The sequence below is a fragment of the Sphaerisporangium sp. B11E5 genome, assembly GCF_039871875.1.
In the GTDB taxonomy this organism is placed as follows: Bacteria; Actinomycetota; Actinomycetes; order Streptosporangiales; family Streptosporangiaceae; genus Sphaerisporangium.
Map to the genome: position 1 here is coordinate 20,537 of NZ_JBDPMD010000035.1, position 15,463 is coordinate 35,999.

13 protein-coding genes, 1 pseudogene and 1 riboswitch are annotated in these 15,463 nt (G+C 73.1%); of the genes and pseudogenes, 5 read left to right on the forward strand and 9 right to left on the reverse strand.

What is annotated here, in order from left to right:
• Positions 1 to 121 precede the first annotated feature (121 nt).
• Positions 122 to 733: a TetR/AcrR family transcriptional regulator C-terminal domain-containing protein gene (locus ABGB17_RS26735; protein ID WP_347634290.1), complete on the forward strand. Its 612-nt coding sequence runs from the start codon at positions 122 to 124 to the stop codon at positions 731 to 733.
• Positions 734 to 1,062: 329 nt separating this feature from the next.
• Complete coding sequence (locus ABGB17_RS26740; protein WP_347634292.1) at positions 1,063 to 1,263, forward strand: DUF5999 family protein; 201 nt, start codon at positions 1,063 to 1,065, stop codon at positions 1,261 to 1,263.
• A gap of 570 nt (positions 1,264 to 1,833) precedes the next feature.
• Here the strand turns inward: ABGB17_RS26740 and ABGB17_RS26745 are convergent.
• Entirely contained in the window at positions 1,834 to 2,427 is a 594-nt protein-coding gene (locus ABGB17_RS26745) for an alpha/beta family hydrolase (RefSeq protein WP_347634294.1), read from the reverse strand.
• A gap of 288 nt (positions 2,428 to 2,715) precedes the next feature.
• Between ABGB17_RS26745 and ABGB17_RS26750 the strand changes: the two are divergent.
• Positions 2,716 to 2,838 (forward strand): annotated as a pseudogene (locus ABGB17_RS26750) (alpha/beta hydrolase); the annotation flags it as partial.
• Positions 2,839 to 3,180: 342 nt separating this feature from the next.
• Positions 3,181 to 3,573, forward strand: a complete 393-nt coding sequence (locus tag ABGB17_RS26755; RefSeq protein ID WP_347634296.1) for a hypothetical protein — start codon at positions 3,181 to 3,183, stop codon at positions 3,571 to 3,573.
• A gap of 329 nt (positions 3,574 to 3,902) precedes the next feature.
• Here the strand turns inward: ABGB17_RS26755 and ABGB17_RS26760 are convergent, their stop codons facing one another.
• The 8 genes from ABGB17_RS26760 to ABGB17_RS26795 form a co-directional block, all read right to left on the reverse strand.
• Complete coding sequence (locus ABGB17_RS26760) at positions 3,903 to 4,766, reverse strand: hypothetical protein (RefSeq protein ID WP_347634298.1); 864 nt, start codon at positions 4,764 to 4,766, stop codon at positions 3,903 to 3,905.
• A gap of 375 nt (positions 4,767 to 5,141) precedes the next feature.
• Complete coding sequence (gene gcvP, locus ABGB17_RS26765) at positions 5,142 to 8,000, reverse strand: aminomethyl-transferring glycine dehydrogenase (RefSeq protein WP_347634300.1); 2,859 nt, start codon at positions 7,998 to 8,000, stop codon at positions 5,142 to 5,144.
• Positions 8,001 to 8,163: 163 nt separating this feature from the next.
• Positions 8,164 to 8,283: riboswitch (glycine riboswitch) on the reverse strand.
• A gap of 147 nt (positions 8,284 to 8,430) precedes the next feature.
• Complete coding sequence (locus ABGB17_RS26770; RefSeq protein ID WP_347634302.1) at positions 8,431 to 9,054, reverse strand: MerR family transcriptional regulator; 624 nt, start codon at positions 9,052 to 9,054, stop codon at positions 8,431 to 8,433.
• 146 nt (positions 9,055 to 9,200) lie between these two features.
• Complete coding sequence (locus ABGB17_RS26775; RefSeq protein WP_347634304.1) at positions 9,201 to 9,671, reverse strand: bifunctional nuclease family protein; 471 nt, start codon at positions 9,669 to 9,671, stop codon at positions 9,201 to 9,203.
• Positions 9,672 to 9,801: 130 nt separating this feature from the next.
• Positions 9,802 to 10,467 (reverse strand): MerR family transcriptional regulator, encoded by a 666-nt coding sequence (locus ABGB17_RS26780; RefSeq protein ID WP_347634305.1) that lies wholly within the window; start codon positions 10,465 to 10,467, stop codon positions 9,802 to 9,804.
• A gap of 12 nt (positions 10,468 to 10,479) precedes the next feature.
• Positions 10,480 to 10,983, reverse strand: a complete 504-nt coding sequence (locus tag ABGB17_RS26785; protein WP_347634307.1) for an FHA domain-containing protein — start codon at positions 10,981 to 10,983, stop codon at positions 10,480 to 10,482.
• 360 nt (positions 10,984 to 11,343) lie between these two features.
• Positions 11,344 to 13,845, reverse strand: coding sequence for a mannose-1-phosphate guanyltransferase (locus ABGB17_RS26790; RefSeq protein WP_347634309.1), 2,502 nt, complete (start codon positions 13,843 to 13,845; stop codon positions 11,344 to 11,346).
• Between the two features lie 94 nt (positions 13,846 to 13,939).
• A complete protein-coding gene (locus ABGB17_RS26795) occupies positions 13,940 to 14,518 on the reverse strand; it encodes a CDP-alcohol phosphatidyltransferase family protein (RefSeq protein ID WP_347634311.1) in 579 nt (192 codons plus the stop codon).
• Between the two features lie 338 nt (positions 14,519 to 14,856).
• Between ABGB17_RS26795 and ABGB17_RS26800 the strand changes: the two genes are divergently transcribed.
• Positions 14,857 to 15,447 carry a methyltransferase domain-containing protein gene (locus ABGB17_RS26800; protein ID WP_347634313.1) on the forward strand — a complete coding sequence of 197 codons (591 nt, stop codon included), beginning with the start codon at positions 14,857 to 14,859 and terminating at the stop codon, positions 15,445 to 15,447.
• The last annotated feature ends 16 nt before the right edge of the window (positions 15,448 to 15,463 follow it).

A 15,463-nucleotide genomic window follows, 5' to 3' on the forward strand; every position in this document is an offset into this window, starting at 1 on the left:
ACCGCCGGTCGTCCCGGCGTTCGTCGATGGTGCCCAGCGTACGGCCCCGTGCGAGCGGGACGGTACGCGGTACGGCGCGCCGCCCTTTACAAAGTAAGTCATCGTGTGGATCATCATGGGCATGCCCGCGAAACGACCCCCGGTCCCGCTGTCCCGTGACCGCATCATCGAGGCCGCCCTGCACATCGCCGACGGCCAGGGCCTGCGCCGTCTCACCATGCGGCGCCTCGGCGACGCCCTGCAGGTGGAGGCCATGGCGATCTACCACCACCTCCCCCGCGGCAAGGAGGCCCTGCTGGACGCGCTCGCCGAGCACGTCACCACCGTCGCCGTGGACTCCTCGGGCCTCGCCGACTGGCGGGACGTCGCCCGCGCGTGGGCCCACGCCGGCCGGGCCGCCCTGCTCGAGCACCCCGGGGTGCTCGCCCTCGCGCTGACCAAGCCCCCCCGGGGCACCGCACTGCTGGCCATCAGGGAGCAGACCGAGCAACTCGCCGCGACCGGCCTGCCCGACCCCGGCCCGGCGGTGCGCACCCTGCGCGCGTACACCATGGGCAGCGTCGCGGTGGAGATCCAGCGCTCCGGCTGGGCCGCCCCCGCCGAGCCGGACGACGAGAACGGCGGCCCCCCGTCGCCCCTCCCCCAGGCGGCGCCCCCCGAGTCCGCCGACGCCGCCGTCGCGGCCTTCGACCGGGGTCTGGACGCCGTGCTCAAAGGCCTCAGGGAGCCGTAATTCCTCGTTTATCTGTTCGGCGGCGAGTCGTGCTTGGACCGTTATATTCGGTGGGGCACCCTTGTGTCGCAGGTCACATGGCCAGACCAGCCCCGAAGACCTACCCGGACCCCTGACTCACGACCGGAAACCGTCCTAACGGGCTATGTCGCGCGCATGTGACCCGCAGCACACTTACTCTAGAGGTGTGCCCTCGCGCACACGGCAACCAGACAGCGCTCGGCCCCGTCCTACGGGGGTCGGGGGAACGGGCAGGTGGCGGATGCCTCCTTGCCCGCGGGATCCCGGCCGAGCACAACAGATCGAGAGAGAAATCCGGAGGCACACCCATGTGCCCGCATGAGCCGTCCTGTCCGAGCAGTTCCGCATCGGACCGCGAAGCCGCCCGCACCGTAGCGGCCCACCCCGAGCAGGGGTGGAGCCTCTTGTGCAACGGCATCGTGCTTTTCGAGGACACCGGGGAGCTCCTGCCCGACGGCGCGGTGATCGCACCGCACCGCCCCACCGACCTCGCCATCAGCGCCGCCTGACCCACCCAGCACCCGGCATCACCTGAGACAGCCGAACGGGGAACTCCGGCCGATCACCGCCCGCCCGCCAGGGGCCAGGGGACCAGCCCTGACCGGGCCCGCGACGATCGGCCGCCACCGGCGAACCACGATCTCCGCCATGCCGGAACCAGCACCCGCGACCAGGCACCTCCTGGCGCCGCCACCGGATTCAGGTTCCACCTGAGCCGGCCAGTACCGTGCCGCTCCCTCCCTTTGCCCTCGACCGGCACTCCGGAGGGCTTTCCAGCGCCCGGTGATCCCGAGCACGGAGACCGAAATCCCCTGCGCCCGGACGCCGGGACGCCGGGACCGGAACCCCGGCCGGTCCGCCCCTCCCCCTCGATGTGACGGCCCGCCGCACCACACCCCCGGCGTGGCGCCGACGACTTTTATTCATCCGACCATAGGATGTTCCCTCAAGTATAGCCACCCCCCGCCTCGCTCCGGAAGTCCCCCTCCCCCGCCGTCCGCGGCGGTCCCGGTCCGACCGGGGGAACCCGGCCACCCGCGCCCGTGCTTCCCCCGGGGGCCACGGTTCCCGGGGTCTGATCAGCGGAACCTGGGGGCGAGCCAGGCGGCGACGGCCTCGCCCACGCGGGCGGGATCCTTCTTGAGGTCGTGGTTCTCGCCGGGAATCACCACCACGCGGGTGGCGTCCGCCTCGGCGGGGACGCCGAAGGGGTCGCGGTCGCCGCTGACGGCGAGGACGTCCACGCCCGCCTCGCGCAGTTCGTCCGCCCGCGAACGGTCCGGCTTGCCCGGGGGGACCAGGGGGAAGGCCAGGGCCACCACCGCGTGGGCGCCGACAGCGCGGGCGGTGCGGCAGGCCACCCGGGCGCCGTTGCTGCGGCCGCCCTGCACCAGAGGGAGCCGGGGGTACGCGGCGCGGACCTCGTGCAGCACCTCGGCCCACGCCTCGTCCTGGCGGGCCGGGGAGCCGGGGGCGCGGGCGCCGGCCAGCCGGAAGGGCTGCGTCACCCGGGCCACGGTGCCGCCGATCGCGCGGGCCGCGGCGCGCACGGCCAGCAGGTCGGGGGCGTCCACCCCGCCCGCGGAGCCATGGGTGAGCACCAGCAGGAAACGGGCCTCGTCCGCCTCGTCGACCTCCACGATCGCCGGTCCCCGGCCGGTCATGACGCGCATGGCCGCCACGCTAGCCGACCCCCGCCGCGCTCCCCCGCACGCCCCTGGGCGCGTCCCGAGGTCGTCCGGCCCGTGAAGAGGCACCCAGGCGGGGCGAACGCGAACAGGCACCTGGCGCGGAACGTGAACATCCGCCCTGTCCGGCGACCACTCCCCTAGGCTCGACCGGACCGCGTGGCGGGCCGCGCACATCAAAAACGTCCTGGTCGCGCCGTGCCGGGGGCATGTCGTCGTGGTGGTCAAAGACCTCAACGGCGACGACAACCTGGCGACAGCCAGGGGCGGCCCCTGCTGGTGCTCACCCACGGCTCCGCAGGCGGGGTGGACGCCCCCGACCTGCTGACCGTGCGCGCCGCGGCCCGCGCGATCGGCGGCGCCGCGGCCCGCGTGACGCAGCCCTTCCGACTGGCCGATGCCCGCGCCGCCGGTGTTCCCCGGCCCGGACGGGGGACGCACTGCGGGAACGTATCGATCTGATCTCGCCGGGCCGCCGGTCGGGGTCGCGGCCTACGACGGGGTGTACGGCGGGACGGAGTCCCGCCCGCCGCGATGTCCGACCACCCGCGGGTCGCGGCCCTGCTCACCCCTGTCCGAGCTCGCCGTGCCGAAGCCGGTGGACCCCGTGACGGTGTGCGCGCCGCGCCCCCGGGGCACCCGCCCGCGGGCGATGAGGGACGTTCCGGTACCGGGGAACGATGCGTCTACTTCTCCGGGGGGATGCCACCGGTTGTGAATTTGTGCCAGATTAGGAGCGTGCCGGAGAATTCATCCTTGCCGCGCGACGAGCTTCGCGCCACAGTCGAGGCCCGTCGGGACCTCGGCCCCGAGTACGAGACCGCGCTGGTGGAGTCGTTCCTGGACAAGGTCGACGGTGCCATCCAGGCCCGTGTCCGCGCCGAGGTGGCCGCCCAGACGGGCCACGGCTACCCGCCGCCCGGTCCGCACGGAACGCCTCCCTACGCGCCGCCGCAGAAGCAGCAGCGCCACAGTGACGGCACGATCCCGATCGCGCTCGGCTCGCTCGGCATCGGCATCCCCCTGACCGCCATCGCCGCCGGCGAGGCGGGCCCGGCCGGCTTGTTCCTCGCCTGGGCGGGCATCGTCGTCGTCAACATCGCGGCCGCCTTCGGCCGCCGCCGCCGCTGACCCTCGGTCTTCCCGTCGCCGCGGTCCACTACGACGAGACGTGCCCACCAGGCCCGATCGCCCCGGGCGGCGCGGCCAGGGCGGCGGTGGCCACGGTCGCGGTGATGGCGCGGACCTCTTCGATGATCGCTGACGGCGCTGGGACCGACCCGCCGAGCCGGTACGGGCTCGGCCGCTCATCGTCCGGCGTGACGGGGCGGTGATGGCGCGAACCTCTTCGATCATCGCTGACGGCGCTGGGGCCAACCCACTGAGCGGGCTCGGCTCGGCCGCTCATCGTCCGGCGTGACGGGCTCGACCCGGACCGGCTGCCCCACGGCGGGCCGCGGCTACACGCCGGGAGCGTTCCCGGGGTCGTCGCGGTCCAGCCGGTGGGCGAGTTCCTCGGCCGCGGCGGGGTCGCGGCCGAGGCGGAGGGCGACCTGCTCGGCGACGGACGGATCGGGGTGGTCCAGGCCGTAGGCCCAGGCCACGTCGGCGTCCTCGTCCCTGCCGCGCAGTGGGAGGGTGCGGGCCAGCAGCTCCACGGCGAGGGCCACGCTGTCGGCGTCCCCGGCGGTCTCGACGGCGATGGCGAGCTCGGCGCAGGCCATGTCCAGGTGGGCCATGCCGAGCAGCACGCGCAGCCGCCCGGCGTCGGCGATCTCCGGCAGGTCGAGCGCGGCCAGCAGCACGTCGGCCGCCTCGCCCGGCGCTCCCCCGGCGAGGAGGTACTCCGCCAGGTGCTGCGCCGCGCGGGAGCCGGCATTCGGGTCACCGGTGGCGAGGGCCGCCCGCAGCGCCGACTCGGCCTCGGCGTCGTCCCCGCGCTCGGCCGCGAGCCGGGCCAGCGCCATGTGAGCGGCCGGGAGGTAAGCGGGCGTCCCGACCCCGATCACGGCCTGCCACGCCGCGCGGGCCTGGTCGGCGAGCCCGTCGCGCTCGAACCCGCGGGCCAGGTGGCACGCCGCCTGCGCCGCGTACTCCGGATGCCCCGTCGCCAGCGCCGTCCGCGCCGCGGCCCGCGCGCCCGCCACGTCTCCCCGCTCCTCCAGCACCACGGCCAGCCCCACCGCCGCCTGCGCCCGGTCCTGTTCGCGCCCGTCCGCGACCAGCCCCGCGAAGATCTCCGCCGCCCCGTCCAGATCGCCGCTCTCGGCCCTGCGCCGCGCGTCCTCGATGAGCCGCCCTGACTGCACCTCATGCGCCGCCATAGCGCCCTCATCTCCGGATAGGGGGAATCCGCCAACACCACGCGCCGCGACCATTATGCCGATCCCGCCCCCTCTCCGAGACCGATGCCCGCTCCCCGCATACCTCATCACGATGAGTGACGTCTCCTCCCCTGCCCGCCGGATCCTTCCGGCACTCGCCGAAAGGATGACGGACGCACGGGGGACGTCGCCGGTGTGCTGGAGCCGCTGGTGCAGGTCGGCCGGCAGGGGGGCCCGCTCGAACACGGGCATCAGCGCCGAGGGCAGGTGCACCACCGGGACGGGCCGCCGGGGCTCCGCGTCCGTGCCGGGCCCCGGCCTCGCGGGCGCCTTCCGGCTCGCCCACCAGGCCGGTGGCGCCAGGTGTGGGGTGGGTCAGTCCTCGTAGGCCTCCAGAGGGGGGCAGGCGCAGATGAGGTTGCGGTCGCCGTAGGCCTGGTCGATGCGGCGGACGGGGGGCCAGTACTTCGCCTCGTGCAGTGCGGGGACGGGGTAGGCGGCCTCGGCCCGGGTGTAGGCGTGCGGCCAGGGCTCGGCCATCAGGGCGCCGGCGGTGTGGGGGGCGCCGCGCAGGGGGTTGTCCGTGCGGTCGTAGGCGCCTTCGGCGACCTTGCGGATCTCGGCGCGGATGGCGATCATGGCGTCGCAGAAGCGGTCCAGCTCGGCCAGGTCCTCGCTCTCGGTGGGCTCGATCATCAGGGTGCCGGCCACCGGGAAGGACATCGTGGGGGCGTGGAAGCCGTAGTCGATCAGGCGCTTGGCCACGTCGTCCACGGTGACGCCGGTCTCCTTGGTGATCTGGCGCAGGTCGACGATGCACTCGTGGGCGACCAGGCCCTCGCGGCCCGTGTACAGGACGGGGTAGTGCGGGGACAGGCGGCGGGCCAGGTAGTTGGCGGAGAGGATGGCCTGCTCGGTGGCCGCCTTCAGGCCGTCGGCGCCCATCATGCGGACGTAGGCCCAGGAGATCGGCAGGATGCCGGCCGAGCCGTAGGGGGCGGCGGAGACGGGACCGACGGGGCCGCCGTTCATCGGGTGGGACGGGAGGTAGGGGGCCAGGTGCTCGCGGACGGCGACCGGGCCCACGCCGGGGCCGCCGCCGCCGTGGGGGATGCAGAAGGTCTTGTGGAGGTTCAGGTGGGAGACGTCCGCGCCGAACCAGCCGGGCTTCGCGAGGCCCACCAGGGCGTTGAGGTTGGCGCCGTCCACGTAGACCTGGCCGCCCGCCCGGTGGACGAGGTCGCAGATCTCGGTGATGGTCTCCTCGTACACGCCGTGCGTGGAGGGGTACGTCACCATGATGGCGGCGAGCCGCTCCGCGTGCTTCTCGATCTTGGCGGTGAGGTCGGCGACGTCGACGTTGCCCTGGTCGTCGCAGGCCACCACGACGACCCGCATGCCCGCCATGACGGCGCTGGCGGCGTTGGTGCCGTGCGCGGACGACGGGATGAGGCACACGTCGCGGCCCTCGTCGCCGTTGGCCCGGTGGTAAGCCTGGATGGCGAGCAGGCCGGCGAACTCCCCCTGGGAGCCGGCGTTCGGCTGGAGCGACACCGCGGCGTACCCGGTGACCTCGGCCAGCCAGCGCTCCAGGTCACCGATGAGCCGCAGGTAACCCTCGGCCTGCGCGGGCGGCGCGTACGGGTGGATCGCGGCGAACTCCGGCCAGGTGACCGGCTCCATCTCGGTGGTCGCGTTGAGCTTCATCGTGCAGGAGCCCAGCGGGATCATGGACCGGTCGAGCGCGATGTCCTTGTCCTGGAGCCTGCGCAGGTAGCGCAGCATCGCCGTCTCGGAGCGGTACGAGGAGAACACCGGGTGGGTGAGGTAGCCGGTGGTGCGCAGCAGCGCGGCGGGCAGAGCGTCGGAGGTGGCGATGTCCAGGTCGTCCACCACGAGGCCGGAGCACCCGAAGGCCTCCCACACGGCACGCAGGTGGTCCGCGGTGGTGGTCTCGTCGCAGGTCACGCCGACGTGGTCGGGGCCGTCCTGCCGCAGGTTGACGCCCAGCGCCTCGGCGGCCGCGACGACCTCGGCGGCCCGGCCGGGCACGTGGGCCCGCACGGTGTCGAAGAACTCGTCGTGCACCACCTCGACGCCGCCGCCCCGCAGCCCGGCCGCCAGCACGGCCGCGTGCCGGTGCACGCGCTGCGCGACGCGCCGCAGGCCGTCGGGCCCGTGGTAGACGGCGTACATGGAGGCGATCACGGCGAGCAGCACCTGGGCGGTGCAGATGTTGCTGGTGGCCTTCTCGCGGCGGATGTGCTGCTCGCGGGTCTGCAGGGCCAGCCGGTACGCGGGGTGGCCGTCGGCGTCCCTGGAGACCCCGACCAGGCGGCCGGGGAGCTGGCGCTGCAGGCCCTCGCGCACCGACATGTACGCGGCGTGCGGCCCGCCGAAGCCGAGCGGCACGCCGAAGCGCTGGGTCGAGCCGATCGCGATGTCGGCGCCGAGGGTACCGGGTGCCTCCAGCAGGGTGAGCGCCAGCAGGTCGGCGGCGGCCACCACCAGGGCGCCGCGCTCGTGGGCGGCCTCGGCGACCTCGCGGAAGTCGGCGACCCGGCCGCCCGCGCCGGGGTACTGCACGAGCACGCCGAAAAGATCTCCCTCGGGCAGGCCGGCGGAGAGGTCGGCCTCGACCAGTTCGATGCCGAGCGGCTCGGCCCGGGTGGCCAGCACGGCCTTGGTCTGCGGCAGCGCGTCGGCGTCCACCGCGAACCGCGCGCCGGGGGCGCGGCCGGCCCGGCGGGCGAGGGTCATCGCCTCGGCGGCGGCCGTGGCCTCGTCGAGCAGCGACGCGCCGGCGACGTCAAGGCCGGTCAGGTCGGACACCATGGTCTGGAAGTTGAGCAGCGCCTCCAGGCGGCCCTGCGAGATCTCCGGCTGGTAGGGGGTGTAGGCGGTGTACCAGCCGGGGTTCTCCAGCAGGTTGCGCCGGATGACCGCCGGGGTGATCGTGTCGTGGTAGCCGAGCCCGATCATGGAGGTGAGCACGCGGTTGCGCCCGGCGAGGGCGCGCAGCTCGGCGATGGCCTCGGTCTCGCTCGCCGCCTCGGGCAGGTCGAGCGGCTCCTCGGCGCGGATGGCGCCGGGCACCGCCAGGGCGATCAGGTCGGCCACCGAGGCGTACCCGACGGCCTGGAGCATGCGGGCCTGCTCGGCGTCGGAGGGGCCGACGTGCCGGGTGACGAACGGCGGTGCGGACAGGTCGCGAAGCGGGGACCGATCGGTCATGAGGCCCTCCTGGACGTGGCTGGGAGCGGGCGCGCGGATGCGCCTGATCTCCCCCTCTGTCAGCGCGACATCCCTCGTCACGACCTGAGAGCTTCACCCCCGGGCGGGGGCTTGCACCGTCGGTGAGGCACGCCTGGCGGGCACGCCTACTTTCCAGAGTGGCCTCGCCCACGCGGTACGGGTGCCTGAGAGATTCCGGGGAGGTTGCTCCTTCGGCGCCCGGGTCACCCACCGGCTCCGTGCAGGCGCCGGCTCGTGCCCGGGACTCTCCCGCGCGGGGTCGAAAGCTTCACGCCAATGGTACCCGCCCGCCTCCGGGCAGGGGGCACCCCTACCCGGCCCTGGCCCGTGCCCCTCGCCGGCCCGCACCGATCACTCAGGGCACACAGTGCCTGACCAGGGGCCCTTCGGGGTCGCGCGGAAAGCAGGCCTAGCCGGTGCGGCGGGCCCGTCTGCGCTGGGCGAGCTCGTCACCGGGGTGCTCGGCGAAAGGGTCACGGTCGGCCGGCTCGGCGCGCTCCCCGGGCAGTTCGGCCAGGGAGCCCTCCACCTCGCGCCAGACGCCGCCGAGGGCGATGCCGAACACGCCCTGACCGCCTTCCAGCAGATCGATCACCTCGTCGGCCGAGGTGCACTCGTAGACGCTGACCCCGTCACTCATCAGGGTGATCTGCGCCAGGTCGTCCACGCCGCGCTGGCGCAGGTGCTGGACGGCGGTGCGGATCTGCTGCAGGGACACCCCGGTGTCGAGCAGGCGCTTGACGACCTTGAGCACCAGGATGTCGCGGAAGCTGTACAGCCGCTGCGAGCCCGAACCCTGCGCGGCGCGCACCGACGGCTCGACGAGCTGCGTGCGTGCCCAGTAGTCGAGCTGCCGGTAGGTGATGCCGGCCGCCGAGCACGCCGTCGGGCCGCGGTAACCCACGTCGGCGGGGAGCGACCCGGGCCGCTCGCCGAACAGCAGGCCCTGCTCGCCCGCGCGCTCACGTGCCGACTGACGCTGAGCCCGATCGCGCTGGCCGGCCGACTTGCCCTCGCCGCTGCTGACCGCCACTGCGGACCTCCGGCTTTCTCTCATCCCACGGTCTGATCTGGGGGTTCGTGAATTACAACCGTGGGTTCCCTTGCACCGTAGGACCGGCGGGATGCTCAGTCAACGATCCCGCCCGGCGCGTCGTGAAGCGTAAATGCCCGATATGACTAACCGGCACGCCCGAAGTCCTCCGGTGTGATCGTGTCCAGGAACTCGCGGAACTTCTCGACCTCGTCCTCCTGGTCGTCGGGGATGATGACGCCCGCCTCGCGGACGACGTCCTCGCTGGCGAAGATGCCCGCGCCGGTCCGCAGGGCCAGCGCGATCGAGTCGGACGGCCGCGCGCTCACCTCGACGCCGTTGGAGAACACCAGGTCGGCGAAGAAGATGCCGTCGCGCAGCGCGACGATGTTGACCGTCTGCAACCGCACCCCGAGTGCCTCGATGACGTCCTTGAACAGGTCATGCGTGAGCGGCCTCGGCGGCGGCTCCTCGGCCTGTGCGAGAGCGATGGCCGTGGCCTCGGTCATCCCTATCCAGATCGGCAGATAACGCTCGCCCTTCGCCTCCTTGAGCAAGACGATGGGCTGGTTGGAGGGCATCTCTACCCGGACCCCCACGACCTCCATCTGCAACACAGGCGGCTCCGTCTCGTTGGTCGCCGGCCCGCTTCAGGCCTGCTCCCTCGCGGCTCTCGGCTCGCGGCGTGACCATCGCCGCAAACCTCAACGTAACATCCTCGCACCCCGAAATGTCCGGGTGCCTCGGTCAACGGCCCAGAATGCCGCGCAGGGCGCCCTTCACGAGGGCGGAGTGCAGGTCGAGCAGCAGTTCCGACAACTCGCGGGCGGTCTGCTCGGCCTGCCCGGCGGCCCCCGGGGCGCGGCGGCGCAGCAGCGGGGCCACGGCCTGCTCCACGAGGCCCGCCTCACGCTCGGCGGCGGCCCGCAGCACGCGCAGGTGGCGGGGGTGCAGCCCGTAGGCCGCGAGAGCGCCGCAGGCCCTGGCCACGGCGAGGGCCTCGGCGTCGTACCGGCGGGCCACCGGGGCCAGCAGGCCGTAGTCCTCCAGCTCGGCGAGGGTCTCCTCGTCCAGCCCGGCCTCCTCGCACAGCTCGGCGCGGCCGAGCCGCACCTCCGGCTCGGGGGCCTCCAGGGAGCGGGGACCGGCGCCGTCGTGGCCCGCGGTGTCCAGGTGGTCCTTGATCACGCGCAGCGGGAGGTAGCGGTCCCGCTGGGCGGTGAGGATGAAACGCAGTCGCTCGACGTCGGCGTGGGTGAACTTGCGGTACCCGGAGGGGGCGCGCTGGGGCTCGATGAGCCCCTCCCCCTCCAGGAACCGGATCTTGGAGACGGTGATGTCGGGAAAGTCGGGGCGCAGGAGCTCGAGGACCTCCCCGATGCTCATGAACGCCCTGGCGGCCTGCGCGCCCATCACCGTCCCCGATCACGCACGGGTGAGGAACACCAGCCGGAACTTGCCGATCTGGACCTCGTCGCCGCCGGTCAGCGGATGCTCCTCGATGCGCTCGCGGTTGACGTAGGTGCCGTTGAGGCTGCCGACGTCGCGGGCGGTGAAATAGCCGCCGCGGCGGTAGAACTCGGCGTGGCGCCGCGAGACCGTGACGTCGTCGAGGAAGATGTCGCTCTCGGGGTGACGCCCGGCCGTGGTGAGGTCGCTGTCGAGCAGGAACCGGCTCCCGGCGTTGGGACCGCGCATCACCACCAGCAGGGCGGTGCCCGGCGGCAATTGCTCCACCGCCGCCCGGTCCGGCAGGAGCGTCTGTCCTGTGGCCTCGCCGTCCATCGCCTCGATCCCGCTCAAGGAGATCGTGGAGGTGGTGTCCCCGGGCGTGTTCTCGACACGGTTCAACGGCGACCCGCACCGAGAGCAGAAACGGGCGTCGTCAGGGTTGGCATGACCGCACTGCGTGCAGTAGACGCTCGGCATCGGATCGGCTCGGCCTCCTACCGCGAAGTCGCGGCGACGGTGCTCGGTGCGGCGTGCCTCGGTGCTTCGCTTCTCAAGATTGCTCAGACTGCGAATGCCGCAACCTACGCTGATTGAGTCGCAAAGGTCAAGACGAGGTCAGGCTCGCGGGGTCGGACTTGCTGCTGGTCGGGCTCGTTCGAGTCATCGCTGACGGGGGCTCGCGTGATGGTGAACGGCGCTCGCCCCTCGCTCCCTCCGACTCGGCTCGCCGCGCCGGTCCAAAGCTACCGCCCGCCGCGCCCTCTGGTCCATGCGGCGCGCCGTGCGAATGCGCCAGAAATCGGGTCGTTTGCCACCTAACGGGCGGTTCCTCGGCGGTCAGGGCCCGACCGCCTGTTCCACCACCCGGGCCCAGCGTTCCAGGAGGGCCTGCGCCACGTCCAGGTCGTCGGCCTCCGCCCACAGGTGGGTGACCGCCTCGGCCGGGTCGGGCAGGATCAGCGCCCACCCGCCGTCCTCCTCGACCACCCGCACGCCGTCGGTGGTGTCCAGATGGTAGCCGTCGGCGGCCTCCACCACCGACCGCATCACCGCGCCCTTGGCGGCCCACGGCGTCGGCACGGTGCGCTTGAGCATCTTGGCGCGCGGGATGCGGGCGTCGATCTGGCTCAGCGACAGCCGGGTGCGGGCGACCAGCCCGAGCAGCCGCAGGAACGACGCCAGGCCGTCCACGGTGGCCGCGAACTCCGGCACGATGAACCCGCCACGCCCGTCCGCCGCGAAGATCAGGTCCGGGTCGGCCGCGGCCGAGGTGAGCGCGTCCAGCGCGGTGGGCGTCCACTGCACCTGGGCGCCGTGGAACCGGCAGACCTGCTCGGCCACCCGGGTGGTGGTCACCGGCAGCGCCACCCGCCCGCCGCGGCGCTCGGCGGCCACCAGGTCCAGCACGACCAGCAGGGCCCGCTCCTCGCTGATGAGCTGCCCCATCTCGTCCACCAGCGAGATGCGCTCCCCCACGGTGTCGAAACGCACCCCGAACGCGGCCCTGGAGGACGCCACGAGCTCGGCCAGCCGCTGCAGGTCCCTGCGGCGCTCGGCGAGGGTCTCGGTGGGCGAGGAGTCGTCCAGGCGGTTGTTGACGGTCAGCACGTCCACGCCGACCCGGCCGAGCAGGGTGGGCAGCACCAGCGACGAGGTGCCGCCGGCGCAGTCGATGACGACCTTCATCTCGGCGTCCCGCACGCCGGACATGTCGATGCAGCGCAGCAGCTCGCGGGCGTAGTCCTCCACCGCGCGGGCCGGGAAGCTCAGCTCGGCGATCTCGCCGGGGAAGGCCCGCCGGAACTCCTGCCGGGAGAACACCCGCTCCAGCTTGCGCTGGGCGCCCTGGGACAGGTCGGCGCCGTTGTGGTCCATGAACACGATGTCGACGCTCTGCGGGTCCCCCGGCGTGGTGCGCAGCGCGATGCCGCCGGAGGCGGTGCCGTTGGCGGTGTGGAAGCGCGCCACCGGCAGCGCGGCGGCCTCCAGGTCCAGCACGTTGACGGCGCTGGCGTTCAGCGCGCTGATCACCGCCCGCTTGAACGCCCGCGCGGCGCGCGAGGAGTCGCGCGAGGTGATGACCGACTCGCCCTTCTTCAGCGTGGTGGCGTAGGCGCTGGCGAGCCGCACGCACAGCTCGGGGGTGATCTCGACGTTGACCAGCCCGGACACCCCGCGCGGGCCGAACAGGCTGCGCTGGCCGCGCGACTCCCAGATCACGCTGGTGTTGACGACCGCCCCGGCCTCGATGGTCTTGAACGGGTAGATCTTCACGCCGGACGAGACGTAGGCCTCGGCCTCGATCACGCACTCGTCGCCCACGATCGCGTTCTCCTCGATGCGGGCGCCGGTCATGATGTCGGTGTTCTTCCCCACCACGCAGCCGCGAAGGTTGGCGCTCGGGCCGATGTAGACGTTGTCGTGCACGACGGCGCGGTGCAGGAAGGCCCCCTCCTTCACCACGACGTTGTCGCCGAGCACGGTGTACTCGCGCAGCTCCGCGCCGGCCTCGACCTTGGCGTAGCCGCCGATGTACAGCGGGCCCTTCAGCACGGCCTCGGGGTCCACCGAGGCGCCCTCGGCCACCCACACCCCCGGGGACAGCTCGAAGCCGTCGGGGTCCAGGCGCACCCGGCCGGACAGGGCGTCGGCCTGGGCCTTGAGGTAGCTCTCGTGGGTGCCGACGTCCTCCCAGTACCCGGAGGCGACGTAGCCGTACAGCGGGGCGCCGCGCTCCAGCAGCTTGGGGAACACGTCTCCCGACCAGTCGACGGGCACGCCGGGCGCCACCTCGTCCAGGACCTCGGGCTCCATGACGTAGACGCCGGTGTTGACGGTGTCGGAGAACACCTGGCCCCAGGTGGGCTTCTCCAGGAAGCGCTGCACCCGGCCCTGGTCGTCCACGATGATGATGCCGAACTCCAGGGGGTTGGGCACCCGCTTGAGCCCGATGGTGACCAGCGCCCGGTTCTCCTCGTGGAACCTGATCATGTCGGTGAGGTCGATGTCGGTCAGCGCGTCGCCGGAGATGACGAGGAAACGCTCGTCGCGCAGCTTGTCCGCGGCGTTCTTGACGCTGCCCGCGGTGCCGAGGGGCACCTCCTCGGTGGCGTAGTGCAAGCTCATGCCGAGCTCGTCGCCGTCGCCGAAGTAGTTGCGCACCAGCGCGGCCAGGAACTGCACGGTCACCACGGTCTCGGTGAAGCCGTGGCGTTTCAGCAGGCGGAGGACGTGCTCCATGATGGGCCGGTTGACCACGGGCAGCAGCGGCTTGGGCTGGTTGGCGGTCATCGGCCGCAGCCGAGTGCCCTCACCGCCCGCCATCACGACGGCCTTCACTGATCACCCTCCGGATGTCGTGTCACGGCGGGCACCCGAACGCGCGCCCGGGCACGCACCGGAGGAGGCTCGCCGGGGCGGGCCCCACGGTCGGTCATGCCCGGCTCGCCCCACCGATGAGCCGACGCCCCTGAACCACGTACAGCGCCCCCGCCCACCAATACAGACCTGTTCCCCAGATGGCAAAGGCCCATCCCAGGATTCGGGCCACGTCCGCGTACCAGCCGTCGTGGGAGGCCAGGAAGAGCAAAGGGAAGGCGTACAGCAGCCCCGCGGTGGCCGCCTTGCCGAGGAAGTGCACCGGCAGCGCGGTGCCGAGGCCGTGGCGGCGCAGGATCGGCACGCACAGCAGCAGCAGCACGTCGCGGGCGATGAGCAGCCCGGCCAGCCACCAGGGGATCACCTCGCGCAGCGTCAGCCCGATCAGGGTGGCGAGGATGTAGAGGCGGTCGGCCAGGGGGTCGAGCAGGCGGCCCGCCCGGCTGGTCTGGTTCCAGGCCCGCGCCAGCTTGCCGTCCAGCCAGTCGGAGAAGCCGGCCAGCATCAGCAGCAGCAGGGCCCAGCCGTCGGCCTGCGGGCCGAGCACGAGCCACAGGAACACCGGGACGCCGAGCAGGCGGAGCATGCTCAGGGCGTTCGGAACCGTCCAGATCCGGTCCTCCGCGGCGCTCACCCGTGGCTCTCCCTCACGACCATGCGACCTCGTCACCCGTCACCCGTCCCCCGTGTGCCCCGGCGTGCCGGTGTGTGCCCGCGCCGCCTCCGCGTGCCCGTTCGCGACACTGATGACGACCCTATCCGGTGGGCGGCGCCTGCGGCGGGCGAGCCCCGGGCGGTCTGGGGGCGGGTGGCACGTACCGGGTTCTCCCCGGCGGAAAGCCACCGTCCGGACCGGTTTTTCCCCGGCGAAGAGGCACCATCCGGGTGGTGGAGATGGCATCCTCCTGGGGACCGCGAGATCGTCCGTCCGGTGGAAGTGAGCAGAGCGCTTTGTCGTTTAATGTCAGGTCCATGGCCAATGACTCCGCAGTGTTCTTCGGGCAGTTCGTCCGGTCGCCCGGCACCACCGGGGCGGTCGCGCCGAGCTCGCGCCGCCTGGCCAGGGCGATCGCCAGCCCGGTGCCCGAGCGGGGCGAGCCCGTGATCGTGGAGCTCGGCCCGGGGACCGGCGCGTTCACCGCGGAGATCCAGCACAGGCTGGGCGGGCGCGGCCACCACCTGGCCGTCGAGATCAACGCCAAGCTCGCGGAGCTGCTGTCCGGGCGCCACCCCGGGGCCGAGATCGTCGTGGACGACGCCGCGGAGCTGCCGCGCATCCTCGCCGAGCGCGGCCTGGAGCGGGCCGACGCGGTGATCAGCGGCCTGCCGTGGGCGGCGTTCCCGCCCGCGGTGCAGGACCGGCTGCTCTCCGCGATCACCGGCGTGCTCGCGCCGGAGGGGGCGTTCACCACCTTCGCCTACGTGCACGCGCGCACGCTTCCCCCGGCGCTGCGTTTCCGGCGGCTGCTCGCGTCGACCTTCGAGGAGGTCGTGCCGAGCCGCACCGTGTGGGGCAACCTGCCGCCCGCGTTCGTGTACCACGCCCGGCGGCCGCGCGCGTAGACGGCGCCGTCCTCCT